Source organism: Novosphingobium sp. NFX11 (assembly GCF_057376415.1).
The window spans coordinates 603455-622625 of record NZ_CP080384.1 but is presented as its reverse complement, the minus strand read 5'-3'; the positions used below and the strand labels follow the sequence as shown (position 1 = coordinate 622625).

General features: G+C 65.1%; 12 protein-coding genes, 1 tRNA gene and 3 pseudogenes. 7 read left to right on the top strand and 9 right to left on the bottom strand.

Annotated features, from left to right (window positions below):
- Positions 1 to 24: 24 nt before the first annotated feature.
- Positions 25 to 312, bottom strand: a pseudogene (locus KZO24_RS03295) (MFS transporter); the annotation flags it as partial.
- 252 nt (positions 313 to 564) lie between these two features.
- Here KZO24_RS03295 and mtgA point away from each other — a divergent pair.
- Positions 565 to 1230, top strand: coding sequence for a monofunctional biosynthetic peptidoglycan transglycosylase (gene mtgA, locus KZO24_RS03290; RefSeq protein WP_271184710.1), 666 nt, complete (start codon positions 565 to 567; stop codon positions 1228 to 1230).
- A gap of 448 nt (positions 1231 to 1678) precedes the next feature.
- On the opposite strand, the gene KZO24_RS03285 is transcribed toward mtgA, so the two are convergent.
- Complete coding sequence (locus KZO24_RS03285; protein ID WP_271184709.1) at positions 1679 to 4297, bottom strand: TonB-dependent receptor; 2619 nt, start codon at positions 4295 to 4297, stop codon at positions 1679 to 1681.
- A gap of 356 nt (positions 4298 to 4653) precedes the next feature.
- Between KZO24_RS03285 and KZO24_RS03280 the strand changes: the two genes are divergently transcribed.
- Entirely contained in the window at positions 4654 to 5613 is a 960-nt protein-coding gene (locus tag KZO24_RS03280; RefSeq protein WP_271184708.1) for a cation diffusion facilitator family transporter, read from the top strand.
- A gap of 1 nt (position 5614) precedes the next feature.
- Here KZO24_RS03280 and KZO24_RS03275 read toward each other — a convergent pair whose 3' ends face one another.
- From KZO24_RS03275 to clpP, 4 genes are all read right to left on the bottom strand, one after another.
- Positions 5615 to 6466 (bottom strand): VOC family protein, encoded by an 852-nt coding sequence (locus tag KZO24_RS03275; protein WP_271184707.1) that lies wholly within the window; start codon positions 6464 to 6466, stop codon positions 5615 to 5617.
- Positions 6467 to 6560: 94 nt separating this feature from the next.
- Complete coding sequence (locus KZO24_RS03270) at positions 6561 to 6893, bottom strand: phosphotyrosine protein phosphatase (RefSeq protein ID WP_309299005.1); 333 nt, start codon at positions 6891 to 6893, stop codon at positions 6561 to 6563.
- Positions 6894 to 6959: 66 nt separating this feature from the next.
- Positions 6960 to 8222 carry an ATP-dependent Clp protease ATP-binding subunit ClpX gene (gene clpX, locus KZO24_RS03265; protein WP_008828342.1) on the bottom strand — a complete coding sequence of 421 codons (1263 nt, stop codon included), beginning with the start codon at positions 8220 to 8222 and terminating at the stop codon, positions 6960 to 6962.
- Between the two features lie 120 nt (positions 8223 to 8342).
- Entirely contained in the window at positions 8343 to 9011 is a 669-nt protein-coding gene (gene clpP / locus KZO24_RS03260) for an ATP-dependent Clp endopeptidase proteolytic subunit ClpP (RefSeq protein ID WP_008828343.1), read from the bottom strand.
- Positions 9012 to 9349: 338 nt separating this feature from the next.
- Here clpP and KZO24_RS03255 point away from each other — a divergent pair, with 338 nt between their 5' ends.
- From KZO24_RS03255 to KZO24_RS03245, 3 genes are all read left to right on the top strand, one after another.
- Entirely contained in the window at positions 9350 to 9877 is a 528-nt protein-coding gene (locus KZO24_RS03255; protein ID WP_370424476.1) for an RES family NAD+ phosphorylase, read from the top strand.
- Positions 9878 to 10138: 261 nt separating this feature from the next.
- Entirely contained in the window at positions 10139 to 11602 is a 1464-nt protein-coding gene (locus tag KZO24_RS03250) for an amidase (protein ID WP_271184706.1), read from the top strand.
- Between the two features lie 143 nt (positions 11603 to 11745).
- Positions 11746 to 12390, top strand: a complete 645-nt coding sequence (locus KZO24_RS03245; RefSeq protein ID WP_271184705.1) for a hypothetical protein — start codon at positions 11746 to 11748, stop codon at positions 12388 to 12390.
- Between the two features lie 105 nt (positions 12391 to 12495).
- Here KZO24_RS03245 and tig read toward each other — a convergent pair.
- From tig to sppA, 3 genes and pseudogenes are all read right to left on the bottom strand, one after another.
- A pseudogene (tig, locus tag KZO24_RS03240) lies at positions 12496 to 14059 on the bottom strand (trigger factor).
- 76 nt (positions 14060 to 14135) lie between these two features.
- Positions 14136 to 14220: transfer RNA gene (locus KZO24_RS03235), tRNA-Leu, on the bottom strand.
- Positions 14221 to 14761: 541 nt separating this feature from the next.
- The gene (gene sppA, locus KZO24_RS03230; protein ID WP_486486873.1) at positions 14762 to 16660 is read right to left on the bottom strand and encodes a signal peptide peptidase SppA; all 1899 of its coding nucleotides are present in this window, start codon (positions 16658 to 16660) and stop codon (positions 14762 to 14764) included.
- A 155-nt stretch (positions 16661 to 16815) separates the two neighbouring features.
- Between sppA and KZO24_RS03225 the strand changes: the two are divergent.
- Together KZO24_RS03225 and KZO24_RS03220 are read left to right on the top strand one after the other, a co-directional pair.
- Positions 16816 to 17795: pseudogene (locus KZO24_RS03225) on the top strand (aspartate carbamoyltransferase catalytic subunit).
- A complete protein-coding gene (locus tag KZO24_RS03220; RefSeq protein ID WP_271184701.1) occupies positions 17792 to 19045 on the top strand; it encodes a dihydroorotase in 1254 nt (417 codons plus the stop codon). The pseudogene KZO24_RS03225 and the gene KZO24_RS03220 overlap by 4 nt, the downstream one beginning before the upstream one ends.
- The last annotated feature ends 126 nt before the right edge of the window (positions 19046 to 19171 follow it).

Genomic DNA, 19171 nt, shown 5'->3' with positions numbered 1-19171 from the left:
ACGCGAGAGCAACACCGTGATCGCCACCGGGCCGGTCAGCACGTTGGCGGGCGCGATCAGCACTGCAAAGACCACCAGAACGTGCATGAACGACGTCGCCAGCGAGATCGCCAAATAGCCTGACGCGAGCAGCACTCCGCCTGCCACCATCAGGCGGCGGAGCGGAAACCGGTCCATCACCATACCCAGCAGCGGCGCGAGTACCGCGCTGGTGCCCGACATCACCGTCATAGCCAGCATGAGCACAGTGCGACTCGGCCGGAACTCACGCGCCAGCGGCACTGCGACGATCGAATAGGTCGCGGCCACCATGCCCGTCGCCGCCAGCAGCATGAAACCGACCGCGACCTGCCTCCATCCCAACCCGAAGGATGCCGCCATGCGCCTGTTCTCCCGTTCCTCTTATGCGACGATGTATCCGGGAGAACTGTCAATACTGCAAATGAAACGTCGATATTACGAATACATGCATCGGCGGGGCGTTGCGCGCGCCGATGCTGGCGCAATGCCGGGCATTTCGACTAGAGAGAAGCTTCCCGACCGTTTCAGAGGCTCCCTGCGTCCATGCGTCTCCTTGCCAAGATCATCGTGTGGTTCATTGCGATCAGCGTGGGCTTGACGATGCTCTATCGCTTCGTGCCGCCGCCGGTGACGGTGACGATGCTGGTCGATGGCAACGGGATCACCAAGGACTGGGTGCCGCTCAGCCGGATCGACCGCAACATGGTCGCCGCCGTCGTGGCCGCCGAGGATGGCAAGTTCTGTACGCACAACGGCTTCGACACCGACGCGATCGAAAAGGCCATGGAGCGCAACGCCCGCGGCGGACGCATCCGTGGCGGTTCCACGATCAGCCAGCAGACCGCCAAGAACGTGTTCCTGTGGCAGGGCGAAGGCTGGACCCGCTACTTGCGCAAGGGCTTCGAGGTCTGGTTCACGTTCCTGATCGAGAACCTTTGGGACAAGCGCCGGATCATGGAAGTCTACCTCAACGTCGCCGAGACCGGCATCGGCACATACGGCGTCGAGGCCGGGGCGCAGCGGTACTTCGGCAAGTCGGCCGCGAACCTCTCCCCTGCCGAGGCGGGCCGCATGGCTGCCGCCCTGCCCAGCCCCAAGACGCGCTCGGTCAAGAACCCGGCGGGCTTCACGCGCCGCTACGGCAACACGATCGCCGCCCGCATCGGCACCGTTAAGCGCGGCGGCTACGACTCCTGCGTCTACGAATAGGGCCACCCCTACTGCATCGGCGCGCGCGTGTCCGGCGGCGCCTTGCAAGGTGACAGGTTTACACGGTTTACACAGTCCAGGGAGAAAAGGCGTCACCTTACCCCGGAAAGTGTCACCTTGTGCCGAGAAGGTGTCACCTTGAGGCGCAGAATCTGTCACCTTGCGAGGGTGAAGCGTCACCTTGCCCACGGCTCGGCGCTCCGCCAGAGCACTCGAACTTGCTACAGGCGCGTTCCATCGCGCACATGTGGCAGATCGACAGGCGATTTTTCATGCGAGCGTTCTACGCCCGCTCGCCAATGTAGGAAAACGGATCGCGCCTGAACCTCTCTCCAGGCGAGGCAGCACACCATTGCCGGAAAACCCACAAATCCACGACAGGCAAAGGAAAAGGGGAGGAACCCAACGGTTCCTCCCCCTTCCTGTTTCCTTCGCCGAATCAGGTTTATCAGAAGCCCATGATCAGCGTGGCACTGACCGCACGCGGCGAACCGAAGTTCACGAACGCATTGGTCGAGCTCGACAGGGTGTCGAGACCGCCGCTAAACGAACCGACGTAATACTTGTCGAACAGGTTCGTTACGTTGAGCTGGATCTCGCTCTTGGCCAGGCCCAGGCTCTCCAGCTTGTAGCGCAGGTTGAGATCAACCACCGTATAGCTTTTGAACTTGGCACCCGGATAGATCGTGGTCGTGACCGGCGCGGCGTCGGTCCCGGTGTTCACAGTCTGAATCTCGCCGTTGATGTCGTTCAGGAAGCGCGAGCCGGTGTACTTGGCTTGGGCACCGAACTGGAAGTCACCCAGGTCAAGCTGCGCGCGGCCGCCGAACAGCCATTCGGGAGCGGCACGCTCACGCTTGCCGGCGGTACGCAGGTAGTTCACGCCATCCTGTGTGTAGCAAAGGCCGGCGCGACCGATATCGCTGGTCGGCGAGCAGGCGCTCGTAACAACATCGTCCTGGATTTCCGACTTGATCCACGAACCGAAGGCATAGAGCGACAACGGCTCGACCGGACGGACCGAGACGCTGGCGTCGACGCCGTACTTCTTGACCTTGCCCAGGTTGGTGTCGGTCGCGTTGCCGTCGATGTCATACGCGGTGACGAGGCGGTTGTTGTACGACGAGTACCAGCCGGTCAGCGCGGCCTGGACCACCGGCGTCGAGTAACGCAGGCTCAGGTCGAAGCTGTCTGAGGTTTCCGGGGTGCGGTACGACGAGGGATCGTTCGCCGGAAAGTAGAACGAGTTGTACAGCGTGTCGGTGCTCGGAACCGAAAGGTTCTTCGAGTAGCTGCCCGCGATGCTGACTTCCGGGGTGATGCGGAAGGTGGCGCCGACGTTGGGCAGGATCTTGTCATAGTTCAGCTTGCGCGACTGCGGCAGAGCGGCGCCAGTGGCCTTGCCCGTGGTCGCATTGTAGACGTACGGATTGGCAGCGGCGTAGGCTGCGGCCTGGTCGGCGGGAACGCAGTTCACGAACGCGCCCGAGCTGCCGCCGGTGCTGGTGGTGAAGCAGTTCTGGTTAAGGTCGCGCTTGAAGAACGGGGCAGCAACGCCAAGCTGAACCGTCAGGGCTTCGTCGAAGAAGCGGCCGAGGTATTCCGCGGCGACCTTGTGAAGCGTCGCGTAGGAATTACGATCGCGCTTCTGCAGGACGTTACCCGCATCATCGGTCAGCGGATCGTTGATCGGGAACACGTCGAAAGGCTCGCCGTTGGCCTTCAGGAAGCCGGCTGCGCCGGTCTGGCGGTGATGTGCGCGATCGAACGAGTACGACAGACGAATGCGGTTCGTGTCGTTGATCTCGTAAGCCAGGTTGGTGATCGCGACGTAGCGATTGGTCTTGGTCTGGCTCGGCTGCAGCAGGGTCACGCGATCGAGCAGATCGCCGTCACCGTTGAGATCACGGCCGAAGTAGAAGCTGCCACCGTAGTTACCGGTGCCGGTGAAACCGTTCGCGGTGTATTCACGCTCGTAAGCACCGGTCGTGCCGCCGCCGTTGGCCTTGGTATACTGGTAGGCAGCGTCGACCGACAGGGTCAGCTTTTCGGTCAGGTGGAACAGCGAAGCAAGGCGCACGTTGCCGGTGTTCGACGGGTTGTAGCGACGCTCGAACGAGGTGCCGCAGCTGTTGGTCGCGTCGGCGACGCCGGGCGTTGCTGCAGCGACGGTGCAGGGGTAGCCGCCGGTGATATCATAGAAGCGCGTCGACTTGTCGCCAGAGAAAGCCCCGGCGGTGAACGGCGAACCACCGAAGTTGTTGCGGTTCTCATTGTAGTGGCCGGCAATCGAGATGAAGTCGCCGTTGTCGCCGAGCGGCTGATAGATCTTGGTGTTGAACTGCTTCTTCTGGACCTTGCCGTAATTGGCGAAGGTGGCTCCGTTGCGGGCGAACGAGCCGGTGAAATAGGCGCGCGTGCCGCTCGAATTCAGTTCACCGGTTTCGACCTTGGCGAAGAAGCGCTGGTACGAACGGTCTTCGCCGCCCGAATCCTTCGCCACGATATCGCCGTAGGACGTGCTGGTCATGACGCCGAACTCTTGGTCCGGAACCTTGGTGTTGATGTTGACGGTGCCGCCGACGGCAGCAGCGGTCGGGCTGTCGACGTCAGTGGAGCCGAGGTTGACGTTAACGCGCTCGATGATCTCACCGTCGACCTGCTGGTTCGAATAGACCGCGTAGTTGCCCGAGTCGTTCAGCGGGATACCGTCGAAGGTCTGCGAGATGCGGCTGGAATCGAAGCCGCGAATGGTGAACGAACCGCCCGACGAACCCCAGGGATCGTTGTTGGTGAAGCTGACGCCCGGGACCAGGTTGATGATCTCGTTGACCGACTGGCCCGCGCGCTGCGAACCGATGATTTCCTGGCCGATCTCGACCTTCGCCTTGGGGGAATCGGGCGTACGGACGCCGGCGATACCTTCGCCGATGTGCGTGCCGGTGACGATGATGGTGTTGTCGAAGTCGGCCGAACCGGTCGACTGCGCGAAAGCGGGAACCGCAAGGAAGGCGGCGCCGACGGCGATCGTGCTGGTCGCCGAGGAGAGGAGGGAGGTGAGTTTCATTTTATGCCCCTGAGCTTGTCAGACTGGAGTGGTCACAATGTGCGACGAACGCTTGAGCCACGCCGCATTTGCTGCGGCTGCTAAGAGCAGCGGGATATGACAACTTTCTGACGGTGAGGACTCAATTGCGTGCGCAAACGTGAAATTTTGTGACACTAGCGTAACACAACACGCTTTACGGCAAAAAATTGCATATATTTCAACATATTGCGATACGCGCTCAATATCGCGCTGCGGCATAAATGTCACGGGGAAGGGAAAGTGTTGCTGCACCTGCAACACTGCAAAAACGTAATGCGGGCGTGATGTTACGTCATAGCTTGATGACTGTCGGGCACTCGTGCCACTCGTCGGTCATGAGCGCAGGTCACAATCATCACGGGCATCAGCATGCACATGGACATCACCATGGGCATGGCCATCATCACGCGCATGCGGCACCGGCCAACCCGGGACGCGCCTTCGCCATCGCGGTCTCGCTCAACCTCGTTTTCGTCGTGGCCGAGACGATTGCGGGCTTCCTCAGCGGGTCCATGGCGTTGCTGGCGGATGCCGGACATAACCTGTCGGACGTGCTCTCGCTGGCACTTGCCTGGGCGGCAGCGGTGCTCTCCGCCCGCCCGCCTTCAGAGCGCTTCACTTATGGGCTGAAGAGTTCGTCGATCCTCGCCGCGATCGCCAACGCAGCGCTGCTATGGGTGGCGATCGGCGCGATCCTGGTCGAGACGGTGCGGCGCCTCGCTGATCCCGCGCCGGTTGGCGGCACGACCATGATGATCGTCGCCGGGATCGGCATCGCGGTTAATGGCCTTTCCGCGCTGCTCTTCGCAAAGGGCTCGAAGTCCGACCTCAATTTGCGCGGGGCGTTCGTGCACCTGATGGCGGACGCTCTGGTCTCGGTCGGCGTTGTGGCAGCGGGCCTGCTGATCACGTATACCGGATGGGGGCTGGTCGATCCGGTGACTTCGCTGGTCATCACCGTCGTGATCGCATGGTCGAGCTGGGGCCTGCTGCGCGATTCGCTGCACATGGGCATGCTGGGTGTACCGGAGGGCATCGACGGCCCGCGCGTGCGCGCCTTCCTCGAGGCGCGGCCGGGCGTCGCGCGCGTCCACGACCTGCACATCTGGCCGATGAGCACGACCGAGACCGCTCTCACCGCGCACCTCGTCATGCCCGGCGGACAGCCGGGCGACGGATTCCTGCATGCCCTGGCCCATGACCTCGAGCATGAGTTCGGCATCGGCCACCCAACCATCCAGGTCGAGACCGATGACCACAACCCCTGCGCGCTGGAGAGCGAGGCCGTCGTCTAGGCTATACGAATTCGTGCCGCGCACCGAGGAAGTCCTCGGGGACAATGGCGAAGCCGGATGATATGCAGCCCTCGCCCGTCACGCGCAGCTTCAGCTTGTCCGCGAAATGCGCCCGCGCCCTGCCCGCATCGGCGATCTTCCAGACGAGCGCATAGATGCCGTTCTGCGTACTTTGCAGGAACGCACCGAGCGGGCCACCGGCAGGATCGTTCGGCTGCACGAAGGCGACCCGCGTGTCGCCCACCTGCAGCAGGACCCGGCGCGCGGGTTGGGGTAGTTCGGTCCGGGCGTCCTCCAGCACTTCGCCGTCGACGACCTCGGTGAAGAAGCGCAGCGCCGTCTCGATATCGGCGGTGGCGCAGGCGATGTGGTCGAGGCCGGTAACGGTGCAGTGGTGCCCTGCACCGACTTGCGGGTTCCAGTTGCCGCGTTCCCAAGGGTCATTTGGCATCGGCAGTTCGCAGACTTCCAGCAGGACGCCGCCGGTCGATTCGGGCTTCACGAAGAAGAACACGCCGTAGTCGGCGGCGACGGTGCAGCCCGCTTCCCGGAAGGCGGCGCTGGCTGCCTTGCCGTCCGCCACCTTGATCTCGAACGAGTGGAACGCCTGCCCGATCCGGGCGAACTGGCGGGCGAAGGGCTTGGTGAGGTCGTCCAAGCGGCGCGGCGCCATCGGTTCGACCATGTGGTCGGTGACGTAGAGCAGCGCGGCGTCGCGGTCCTCGGCGGGGAAGTAGTTCTCCGCAAAGACCAGTCCGCCCAGCGCATCCTGATAGAGTGCGCGGGCGGCATGAATGTCGGCGACGGCGTGAATGGTGTGGATCACCCGCGAAACCGGAACGCGCGCGGCCATGGCTCTCTCCCCAATGTGTTTGCCGCAGAGTGGGGCGGCCATCGCGGGTTGCCAAGCAAGCGGGCACCCGTCCGGGCGATATCCGTGCGAGGATCTAGGTCCGATCGGCAGTCGTCGGCAGGTAGCGCGCCATCTTGCGTTCAAGCAGCCGTATCAGGTCGGTATCCATGAAGGCAAAGTCGTCCGGAATGTCGAGACAGATGACGCGCTGCCCGTTTAGGAAGCGCCGGAAACGCTGTTGCAGCTTGGTGCGATGGACCTTCTCCATAACCACGATGACGTCGGCCCAGGTCACCAGCTCTCCGGTCAGCGGTTCCTCGGCGTCGGCGTTGGTGCCTGCTCTGCGGTCGGGCTGCGCAGTCGGTTCTGGCTGCAGATGAAGAGATAGCGCTTCACCTGGCTCCGCCCGCTCGACAAAGACCCCCAACGACACAAGGCCCGGTCAGCGAACCGACCGGGCCTTGTGGTATTCGCGATGCGGGGACCGGAGCCGTCAGGCCGCAGCTTCCGCCTTGTCACCCTTGAGCACGCGGACGGGTTCCTTGCGGCCCTCGACCACGTCCTTGTCGACGACGACTTCGGCGATGTCGCGCTCGGTCGGCAGGTCGAACATGGTGTCGAGCAGCAGCCCTTCCACGATCGAACGCAGGCCGCGCGCGCCGGTCTTGCGCTCGATCGCCTTCTTGGCGATCGCTTCCAGCGCGTCGTCGGTGAAGGTCAGCTCCACGTCTTCCAGCTCGAACAGGCGCGCATACTGCTTGATCAGCGCGTTCTTCGGTTCCTTGAGGATCTTGACCAGCGCCTCGATGTCGAGGTCGTTGAGGGTCGCGATCACCGGCAGGCGGCCGACGAATTCGGGGATCAGGCCGAACTTGAGGAGATCTTCCGGCTCCGCCTTCTGGAGCAGTTCGCCCACGCGGCGCTTGTCCGGATCGGCGACATGCGCGCCGAAGCCGATCGAACGCTTCTGCAGGCGGTCGGCAATGATCTTGTCGAGGCCCGCGAAAGCGCCGCCGCAGATGAACAGGATGTTGGTCGTGTCCACCTGCAGGAATTCCTGCTGCGGATGCTTGCGGCCACCCTGCGGCGGAACCGAGGCGGTGGTGCCTTCCATCAGCTTGAGCAGCGCCTGCTGCACACCCTCGCCGGAAACGTCGCGCGTGATCGACGGGTTCTCGGCCTTGCGGCTGATCTTGTCGATCTCGTCGATGTAGACGATGCCCTGCTGCGCCTTCTCGACGTTGTAGTCGGACGCCTGCAGCAGCTTGAGGATGATGTTCTCCACGTCCTCGCCCACGTAGCCAGCTTCGGTCAGCGTGGTGGCGTCGGCCATCGTGAACGGCACGTCGAAGGTGCGCGCGAGCGTCTGCGCGAGCAGCGTCTTACCCGAACCGGTCGGCCCGACCAGCAGGATGTTCGACTTCGACAGCTCGACGTCGCCCTGCTTGCCGCTGTGCTTGAGGCGCTTGTAGTGGTTGTGGACAGCCACCGACAGGACGCGCTTGGCGCGTTCCTGGCCGATCACGTAGTCGTTCAGCATCTCGCAGATGTCGCGCGGGGAGACGATCTCGCCTTCCTTGCGACCGGCAATGCCCGCCTTGGTTTCTTCGCGGATGATGTCGTTGCAAAGCTCGACACATTCATCACAGATGAACACCGTTGGGCCCGCGATCAGCTTGCGCACTTCATGCTGCGACTTACCGCAGAAGCTGCAGTATAGGGTGCTTTTCGCGTCAGATCCGCTCAATTTCGTCATTTTCCGTCTTTAGCCTCCAACCGAGGCGACTCGCTCACTCTAGCCTGCCCGGGACCGGCTTTGCAATCCTACCGCCAAATGCTTGACGGAGACTGAAGGCGCCGGTCCCGCTTCAGGACGTTACGCTTCCGCCGGCTTGTCGCCGTCGGGGCGGGTCTCGAAGACCTTGTCGACGAGGCCGAATGCCAGCGCTTCGTCAGCTTCGAGGAACGTGTCGCGGTCCATCGCCTTCTCGATCTCGTCGAGCGACTTGCCGGTGTACTTCACGTAGAGATCGTTCAGGCGGCGGCGCATGCGCAGGATTTCGCGCGCCTGGATCTCGATGTCGCTGGCCATGCCCTGCGCGCCGCCCGAGGGCTGATGGACCATGATGCGCGCGTTCGGCAGCGCGATGCGCATGCCCGGTTCCCCTGCGGCGAGCAGGAAGCTGCCCATCGAGGCGGCCTGGCCGATGCACACGGTCGAGACGCGCGGCTTGATGTACTGCATGGTGTCGTGGATCGCCATGCCGGCCGTCACCACGCCGCCCGGCGAGTTGATGTACATCGAGATGTCCTTGGTCGGGTTTTCCGATTCCAGGAACAGCAGCTGCGCGACGATGAGCGAGGCCATGTGGTCTTCCACCTGGCCGGTGATGAACACGATGCGCTCACGCAGCAGGCGCGAGTAGATGTCGAACGAACGTTCGCCGCGGCTGGTCTGCTCGACGACCATCGGCACGAGTGCGCCCGTCACGGGATCGGTGGTGAACTTTCCTTGGGCGTTCGAAGCGCCGAACAGGTCGAGCATGGGAGTCCTCTTTGCGATTTTGCCTCGCCTATGTCGCGTGGCAATGCGCGATGTTCAAGGGGGTTAACCTATCAGGCGTGAATGGACGGGGAGAAGCCGCCGGGCGCGCTGCCCGAGGTGCACAAGGTGACGCAGGTTTACACGGTTTACACTGTCCAGGGAGAAACGGTGTCACCTTGGGCCGGGAAGGTGTCACCTTATGAGGCGGAAGTGTCACCTTGCGGTGTAACCTTGTGCGGTGTGAGGTGATCAGACTGGGCATCGGCGCAAAGTATCGGAGTAGGCCGCGTGTAGGAAAGCTGGCTTTCGGGAAGCGCCCCGTTTCGGCATTCGCGGACATGCGGCTCATGCCCAGGAGCCCGCTTGCCACGGTTGAAACTGGTGAGTGGCCTGCTAATCCTCAAATGATGAAGGTATGGCGGCTTACGCGTCCAGAACACGTCGCGCTCAATGGCGCAGGAGCAGCGAAGCTGGGCGGCCGCTACTCTTCTCCGGGCACGCCTCTGGTGAACTTCGCCAGCGACGCCGGGCTGGCGGTGCTTGTGGCCTTGCGGTACGCACAGGCGACCCCTGAGACGTTTGACGCTGACTTTGTTCTGGGGTGGACCACGATAAGCCAGGAAGCAGAGCGTGTCCCCCATGAGCTTACGGATGAGGGTAAGGTTGCCTTCGTTGATGCCTGGGCAGCAGAAAGGCGGTCCCTGATCGTGGCGGTACAATCGGCGGTTCTTCCAGAGGCGGACATCATCTTGATGAACCCACTCCATCCCGACGCGTCGGACGTAGCTCCGCTATGCACTCGACCCTTCAGGTTCGCCGATTGCCTTCACCGGCCCCCGATGCTCGAACGCTATGCTGCCCGTTGACGATCACGTCCGCCATCCATCTATCGTCATTCCCGCGAAGGCGGTGTTTAAGTTCAAGCCGTTTCAACGGCAGCTATCCAACCAAAGCTGCCCCACCCTCCCCGCTCAGTATGAACGGTGGATGGGGCCAAAGCGCACGCGGTCTTCCGCGGAATGACGATCGGCCCTCGCGCAAATCCAACAACACGCTCGCAGTAACGCTCTGGCGCCTCGCTGCAGGTTCCGCCATCGTGCCGGGCTCTATCCTGCCGGAGCCTTGAAGTGTACCGCCCCTCGACTCTCGTTCTCGGCATTCTCGCCGCCGCCTGCCCTCTCTCCTGCCCCGCCGCCGCACAGCAAACGCCGGAGGCGTATCTCCAGCGCATCGAGGCGATCGACGACAGCGGCCCGGCGATCCATGCGGTCGTCGCGGTAGCCCCGCCGGAATCGCTGGCCATCAAGGGCAAAGGCCCGCTCGCCGGGCGCGCGATCCTGGTGAAGGACAACATCGAGACGCGCGACATGCCCACGACCGCAGGCAGCCTCGCGCTGAAGGACAACGCCACCGGCCGCGACGCGCCTCTGGTCTCCAGACTGCGCGGCGCAGGCGGAGTGATCCTGGGCAAGACCAACCTCTCCGAATGGGCGAACTTTCGCGGCGAGCACTCCTCCAGCGGCTGGAGCGCGGTCGGCGGGCAGACGAAGAACCCTTACGCGCTCGACCGCAGTCCCTGCGGCTCGTCCTCGGGGAGCGGCGCGGCGGTGGCGGCGGGCATGGCCTGGGCGGCGATCGGCACCGAGACCGACGGCTCGATCACCTGCCCCGCCTCGGTCATGGGCCTCGTCGGGTTCAAACCTACGGTGGGGCTCGTCAGCCGCACGCATATCGTGCCGATCAGTTCGAGCCAGGACACCGCCGGACCGATGGCATGGACCGTGGCCGACGCCGCGCTGCTGCTCAACGCGATCGCCGGCAGCGACCCCGCCGATCCGGCCACCGCCGATGCCGACCGGCACAAGCCCGATTTCACGGTAGGCCTCGGCAAGGTCAGCCTGAAGGCGGTGCGCATCGGCGTGCTGCGCCGTCAGGTGGGCAACATGCCGGCTCTCACCGCGCTGTTCGAAACCGCGCTCGCCGACATGAAGCGCAACGGCGCGCAAGTCGTCGAGATCGACTTTCAGCCCGAAGCGCGGCTGGGCAAGGCCGAGTTAGCGATCATGCTCCATGAATTCCGTGAGGGCGTGAACGCTTATCTGGCCGGGACACCGGCCACTATCCCGGCGCGCGACCTTGCCGGGCTCATCGCCTTCAACCAGGCCCATGCCGCCGGGGAACTACGCTGGTACGGGCAGGAACTGTTCGAAAAGGCGCTCGCCGCCACTGACGACGCCGCTTACGCCGTCGCCCGCGCGGACGCGCAGCGTCTCGCGGGAGCCGAGGGGATCGACGCTCTGCTCAGGAAGTATGACGTCGACATCCTCGTCGCGCCGACAACCAGCCCGGCCTGGCCGATCGACCCGGTGCTGGGAGACAACTTCGTCGATGTCGGCGCCGGCTCACTGGCGGCCGTGGCAGGCTATCCGCACCTCTCGGTGCCGATGGGCACGGTCGAGGGCTTGCCGGTGGGCATTTCGTTCATGGCCGGGAAATGGGACGATGCCAAAGTGCTGCGTATCGGCGCCGCCTACGAACGGTCGCGCAGCGCGAAACTGACCGCTCCGGCCTTGCGCAACTGGGCGCAGTAGCCCGAAAACGGGACGATCGGGGCGCGCGCCGCGACGATAGTGACTGGCGGGCGCGCTCGTCTTCGGCCATCGTGGCCCTTTCCCGCATCGCAGGAGACCCTGTGTACCGATCGACTTTGCTAGCCGTGAGTGCAATCGTTTCCATGGCGCCGGCGGCCGCCCGGGCCGATACCCCTCGAGAACTGCTGACGACGGCCGCCTTCCAGACCGCCACCAAGGCCCAAGCCCTCAAGCTGGTAGCGCTGGCGATCACGGCTTCGGACAAGATACTCGCCGCGCGTCCCGGCGATCACGAAGCGACGCTGCAGCGGGCCATCGCCATCGGCTATCGCGGCAAGCTGACCCGTAGCCGCTCGGACGTGCGGGCCTCGCTCGACGTGTTCCAGAAGCTGGCGGCGGCCAATCCGCGCGATCCGGAGGCGCAGATCGTGATCGCCGGATGGCACCTCGGCGCGGTGGATGAACTCGGCGGGTTCCTGGCGCGCACGGCGCTCGGCGCGCGGACTGCGGCGGGGGAGACGGCGCTGGCCAAGGCGGTTGCACTCGGCGGTGATCGGGCGTTCTATCCCGGCCTCGCCGCGCTGCTGCAGATCCGCAACGACCCGAGCGACATCGCGCAGGCGAGGCGCTGGGCCGAAGCCGCCGCGACCGGGCAGGCGGCCACCCCGCTCGACGCCCTGATGAAGCGCGCGGCGCTCTCGGTGCTACCCTCGCTGCGCGCCAACGACGGCAAGGGTGCGGCGGCATTGGCGCGCAAGCTGGTGCCGTTCGGGAAGATCGGGGACTAAACCTATCGTCGTCCCGAACTTGATCCGGGACGACGGAAACGAAAAAGCCCCGGTGCAGCGATGCACCGGGGCTTTTTCGTTATCGGTCAAACCGCAAGGGAGGGATCAATCCTCCTTGGCTGCGGCCTTCTTCTTGGCCGGGGCCTTCTTGGCAGGCTTGGCTTCATCAGCCGGAGCCTCTTCAGCGTCGTCCTTCTTGGCGGCAGCCTTCTTGGCCGGAGCCTTCTTCGGCTTTTCCTCGGCGGCAGCTTCATCAGCCGGAGCGGCTTCCGCTTCGTCCTTCTTCGCAGCCTTCTTGGCGGGAGCCTTCTTCGGCTTCGCGGCCGCAGCGGGCTTCTCGCCGTCGGCGTCGGCCTCGATCGCGGCCTGCAGTTCGTCGCGGGTCACTTCGCGCTCGGTGACTTCGGCCTTCTCGATGAGGAAGTCGACGACCTTGTCCTCATAGAGCGGGGCGCGCAGCTGAGCGGCCATCATCGGGTCCTGCTGGACGTATTCGAAGAAGCGCTGGCGGTCTTCCGGGCGGTACTGCTGCGCAGCCTGCTGCATCAGCATGCCCATTTCTTGGCTGGTCACTTCGACGCCGTTGGCCTGGCCGATTTCCGACAGGAGCAGGCCCAGACGCACGCGGCGCTCGGCGATCTTGCGGTAGTCGTCCTTCTCGGCCTCGATCTCTTCGAGCGCGGCGGCCGGGTCTTCCTCGTTCTGCGCTTCCTGGATCAGCTGCTGCCAGATCTGCGAGAATTCGGCTTCCACCATGGTCGGCGGCACGTCGAAGTCATGGCCGGCGGCCAGCTGATCGAGCAGCGAGCGCTTCATGGCGGTGCGGGTCAGGCCGGCAGTTTCCTGCTCCAGCTGGCCGCGCAGCAGGCCGGTGAGCTGCTCCAGGCTCTCAAGACCCAGTTCCTTGGCGAAGTCGTCGTCGAGCTTCGATCTCGGCGGGCGCCTTCACTTCGTGCGCGACGATGTCGAAGGTGGTTTCCTTGCCGGCGAGGTTCTCGGCCGGGTAGTCCTCGGGGAAGGTCACGGTGATCGTACGCTCGTCACCGGCCTTGATGCCCTTGAGCTGCTCTTCGAAGCCCGGGATGAAGCGATCAGCGCCGATCACCAGCGGGGCCTTCTCGGCCTTGCCGCCGTCGAACTCGACGCCGTCGAGCTTGCCGGTGAAGTCGATGATGACCTGATCGCCCTCGGCGGCCTCGCCGTCCTTGGTCTCGAAGCGCTGCTGCTGCTTGGCGATGTTCGCGACCGCTTCGGTCACGGCTTCATCCGAGACGGGCACGGTCAGCTTGTCGAGCTTCAGGCCGTCGAGCGAGGGCGCGGCGATGGTGGGGAGGATTTCGAGGCTGACGGTCAGCTCGGCGTCCTTGCCCTCTTCATAGCCGTCGGTCAGCTTGACGTCGGGGTTCATGGCGGGGCGCAGGGCGTTGTCGGCCACCAGCTTGTCCATGGCTTCACGGATCGAGGTGTTCAGCGCTTCCTGGTGGATCGCCGGGCCGTGCAGCTTCTTGACGAGGTTCGCGGGAACCTTGCCGGCGCGGAAGCCGGGCATGCGCACCTGCGGAGCGATCTTCTTGACCTCACCCTCGACCTTGGAGGTGATGGTGGCGGCGGGGATGGTGACCGTGTAGGCGCGCTTCAGGCCCTCGTTGGTCGTCTCGACAATCTGCATTTCGATGCCTTCCTGTGCAATCCAAAGGGCCTCTCGGCCAGCATTACCGTGGCCTACCCTCGCACAGGTGACGGATTGGTGCGGGCGAAGGGACTCGAACCCCCACATCTTTCGATACTGGTACCTAAAACCAGCGCGTCTACCAATTCCGCCACGCCCGCATGAGTGTAGCCTGAAACTCAAGGGACGGGCCATTAATGGCAGCCGGAGAAAAGGGCAAGTGCGACGAGTCGCTATGGTGTCACGGAACGGATCGCCTCCACGCCGGGTTATGTGTGCGAGGGGGCGAGAGGAGCGAGATCACCATGGCCACCCAGCCACCCGTCTACAGCCCCGGCGACACGCCTGCGGAAATCCCGACCCCGGAAACGACCCCGGCGTTCCCGGCGGTCCGGATGAGACGCCGCCGCAGGGTCCGGACTTCGACCAGCCCGATGAGGCGCCGGTGGAACTGCCGCCGCCGGATTGAGGCTCATTTCGTCACCGGATCGAGCTACACATCGTCATTGCGAGCGCAGCGAAGCAATCCAGGGCAGTTGAACGCCGCCCTGGATTGCTTCGCTGCGCTCGCAATGAATGATGTGTGGGTGCCTCCGCTCGTGCTCGGACATGAGCGGGGAGAGGAAAGCGTAAGCGGGAAAAGGCATTACCCAACCCCGCTCGCCCTGAGCTTGTCGAAGGGCCGCGCGCCGCCCTGTCAGCCTACTTCCATCCCGCCAGCCGCGCGAGCATCGCCACGGTCGAACCCTCGCCCACCGGCTTCACCACAGCGCGATAGTCCGGCCCCGCCGCACAGGCGAGGCAATATGCCTGCACGCCCTGCGCGCCCAGCACACCGTCGAGCCGCGCCACCGCCTGCGCCATCTGCAGCCGCTGGCGCTGCGCCACCAGCCCGGCGAAGTCGTAAGCTGCCGCCTGCTCCTGCGAACCGGACGTCATGCTCTGCACGAAGGCGCTGAACGAATCCTCCGGTTCCTCCAGATAGACCGCCTGCCACTTGCCGTTGCCCACGCCGCCCAGCTTCGCCGCATAGGCCAGCGCATCATCCAGCCCGCCCATCTGGTCGACGAGGCCGAGCCGCTGCCCGTCCGCACCCGGCCACACCCGGCCCTGAGCGATCGCGTCGACCTGCTGCGGCGTCTTGCCGCGCGCCTTGCCGACGATGCCGAGGAACTTGCCGTAGATGCTCTCCACCGAGCCCTGCAGCATCGCCTCCACCTCGGGCGTGAAGCCGCCGAGAATGTCCGGCTGCCCCGCCAGCGGCGTCGAACGCACCCCGTCGCTGGTCACGCCGAAGTCCGCCAGCGTCTTCTCGAAGCTGGGCACGAAGGCGAAGACGCCAATCGAGCCGGTGATCGTCGCGGGCTCCGCGAACACGCGCTGGCCGGGCGTCGAGACCCAGTAGCCGCCGCTCGCCGCCATCGTGCCCATCGACACCACGACCGGGATCTTGGCATCGCGCCAGCGCTGGATCGCGCGGCGGATGCGCTCCGACGCCATGACCGAGCCTCCCGGCGAATCGATCCGCACGACCAGCGCCTTCATGCCCTCTTCGCGGTTCTCGTCGAGCAGCGCGGCGATGCGGTCGCCGCCCGCCGTGCCGGGACCAGCCTCACCATCGACGATCTCTCCGGCGATGGTGACGACGCCGATCTTGGCGCCCTCCCCCTTCACCGGGTTCGCCGCCAGCCAGGTTGCCAGCCCGGTATGCGCGTAGTCCGGCGCATCCTTGTCCGAATGGCCGATCGTGGTTTCGCCCACCAGCTTCTCGACGCGGGCCTCGAACTCGGTCTGGTCGCCGATGCGGTCGATCAGGCCTGCCGCCTTCGCGGCCTCGGCCATGTCGTTGCCGTGGGCCTTGTTCCAGCCGACCGGGTCCGCGACCATGCGATCGAGCTGCGCTTTGGGCCGCGCCTTCGCGATCTCGGCGCGCAGGGCGTTCCACTGCAGATCGAGGATCAGCTTGAAGTCCTCGCGCGCCTCGGGCGAGAGGTCGGTGCGCATGTAGGGCTCGACCGCCGACTTGTAGGTGCCGACGCGGTAGACATGCGCGTTGACCCCGTACTTGTCGAAAAGCCCCTTGTAGAACTGCAGGTTGCCGCCCGGTCCCGCCACGAAGGCGCCGCCCATGGGATCGACCCAGGCCTCGCTGGCGTGGGCCGCCAGCTGCACGCCGTCATCGGCATAGAGGTTGGCGAAAGTCAGCACCGGCTTGCCCGCCTTGCGGACTTCGTCGATGGCCGCGCCGATATCATGCAGGTGGACGTAGCGCCCGCCCATGAAGCGCGAGAGGTCGAGGACGACCGCCTTGATCCGCTTGTCGCTCGCCGCCAGCCGCAGCGCCCGCTCGACGTCGCGGGCCTGGAATTCATGGACCTGCTCGCCCCCGGAGGTGAGCAGCTGAAGCGGATCGACCTTGCTCTTCTCCTCGACCACGGTGCCGTCGAGTTCGAGCAGCAACGCCCCGTTCTCCACCTTGCCGCCGACCGGCCGCGCCGAGAGCGCGGCGTAGATCACCCCGAAGAAAGCCAGCAGGAACAGCAGCGCCAGCGCATCCTTCACGGCGACCAGCAACTTCCAGACCTTGCGCGCAGATCTCATGTATCGACCTGCCTTTCGCATGCAGCCTTACCTGCTGCGGTGCGGAATGGGAAAGGGGCGGGCACCAAAGCGGTTCCATTCCTTTTCGCATCGGGGGAGGAATGGCTGGATCGCCCTTGCTCACCCCCGGCTCCCCGCCTATGGCGTGGTCTTTAATGACACCTCCAGAATACACCTATCCGGCAGGCGCTCTCGCCTTTCCGCATCGCGGCCTCACGGGCATCGCAGGGCTAGCCCCGCACCAGATCTGGTTCCTGCTCGACGAGGCGGAACAGTGGGTCGAAATGAACCGGGGCGCGCAGAAGCGGGTCGAGCTGCTTTCCGGTCTCACCATCATCAACGCCTTCTTCGAGAACTCGACGCGCACGCTGCTGAGCTTCGAAATCGCGGGCAAGCGCCTCGGCGCCGACGTCGTGAACATGGCGGTCGCCACCTCCAGCGTGAAGAAGGGCGAGACGCTGATCGACACGGCGATGACGCTCAACGCCATGCGCGCCGATGCCATCGTCATCCGCCACGCCTCCTCGGGCGCGGTGCAGCTGATCGCGGACAAGGTGGACTGCCCGGTGCTCAACGCCGGGGACGGCCAGCACGAGCACCCGACGCAGGCGCTGCTCGATGCGCTGACGATCCGGCAGGCCAAGCGCGCCTTCAACGGGCTGCGCGTGACGATCTGCGGCGACATCCTGCACAGCCGCGTGGCGCGTTCCAACATCCTGTGCCTCGCCTCGCTGGGCGCCGACGTGCGGGTCTGCGCGCCGCCCGCGCTGATGCCCGCAGATATCGAGCAGATGGGCGTGACGGTGTTCCATGACTTCGACGCGGCGCTGAAGGGCGCGGACGTCGTCATGATGCTGCGCCTGCAGATGGAGCGCATGGAAGGCCAGTTCATCCCTCCCCGCGCGAATATCGCCACCTCTACGGGCTGACGCTCGACCGGCTGGAACTGGCCGAATCGAACGCGCTGGTCATGCACCCCGGCCCGATGAATCGCGGCGTCGAGATCGACAGCAACGTGGCCGACCATGTGGAGCGCTCGATGATCACCACGCAGGTCGAGATGGGCGTGGCGATCCGCATGGCCTGCCTCGATGTCCTCACCCGAAAAGGTCGCAAGATGGAGGGCTGGGCATGAGCCTTCACGCACCCCTGACCGTCACGGGCGGCCGCCTGCTGCTGGCCGACGGATCGATCCAGAGCGGCGCGGTGCGCTGCGAGGGCGGATTCATCACCGCGATCGGCGCCGAAGTCGCCGCGCAGGACGGCGACACCGTGCATGACGCGCGCGGCCAGATCGTTGCGCCGGGCCTCGTCGACATCGGCGTCTTCGCGATCGACAAGCCCGCGTTCCACTTCGGCGGGATCACCCGCGCGGCGCTGATGCCTGACCAGAACCCGCCGCTCGACGTCTCGGCGCGGGTGCGGTTCGCAGCGCAGTCGGGCAAGCCGGACTTCTGGGTCCATCCGCTCGCCGCCGCGACGCAGGGGCTGGAGGGCAAGGCGCTCGCCGAGATCGCGATGATGCGCGATGCGGGCGCGCGGGCAGTCTGCACCGGGCGGCGCTGGATCGGCGATTCGGGCACTATGCTGCGGCTGCTGCAGTACACCGGGATGCTGGGCATGGTCGTCATCGCCCATGCCGAGGACGCCGGGATCGTCGGCAATGCCGTCGCCACGGCGGGCGAGATGGCGACCCGTCTGGGCCTCCCCAGCGCACCTGCGCAGGCAGAGGCTCTCGCGATCGCCCGCGACATCGCGCTGGCCGAGATGGCGAATGCTGCGATCCACTTCCGCAACGTGACGACTGCCGCCGGTCTGGAACTGGTGCGCGCGGCCAAGGCACGCGGGCTGAAGGTGACGGCGGGGGTGAGCCCGGCCTACTTCATGCTTTCCGACCTTTCGATCGGGGCGTTCCGCACTTTCACCCACCTCTCGCCCGCGCTACGCTGCGAGGCGGACCGCCGCGCCGTGGTCGCCGCCATCGCCGACGGCACCATCGATGTGATCGCCTCGGGCCACGATCCACGAGGACCGGAGGACAAGCGCCTGCCGTTCAGCGATTCGGCCCCCGGCATGGCGGGCGCCGAGACGCTGCTGCCGCTGACGATGAGCCTCGTGCGCGACGGCGTGATCGACATGGCCCGCGCCTTCGAGCTGATCGCCGCCAACCCGGCGAAGCTGCTGGGCGTGAACGCAGGCAGCTTGGCGGTCGGCGCCGAAGCCGACATCGCCGTGCTCGATCCCGAGCGGCCGTGGATCGTCAATTCGGACAAGATGGCAGCGGCGGCGGGCAATACCCCGTTCGACCGCCAGCCCGTTCAGGGCCGCGTCCTCGCGCTGTTCAAGGGCGGCGTCGCGGTGCGAATGAAGAAGATCGGCGGGTAAACCGCCCTTTCCTTTCGTCATTGCGAGCGCAGCGAAGCAATCCAGGGCGGTTTACGCGGCCCTGGATTGCTTCGCTGCGCTCGCAATGACGAAGCATGGGGTCAAAGAAAAGGCCCTTCCGTCCCG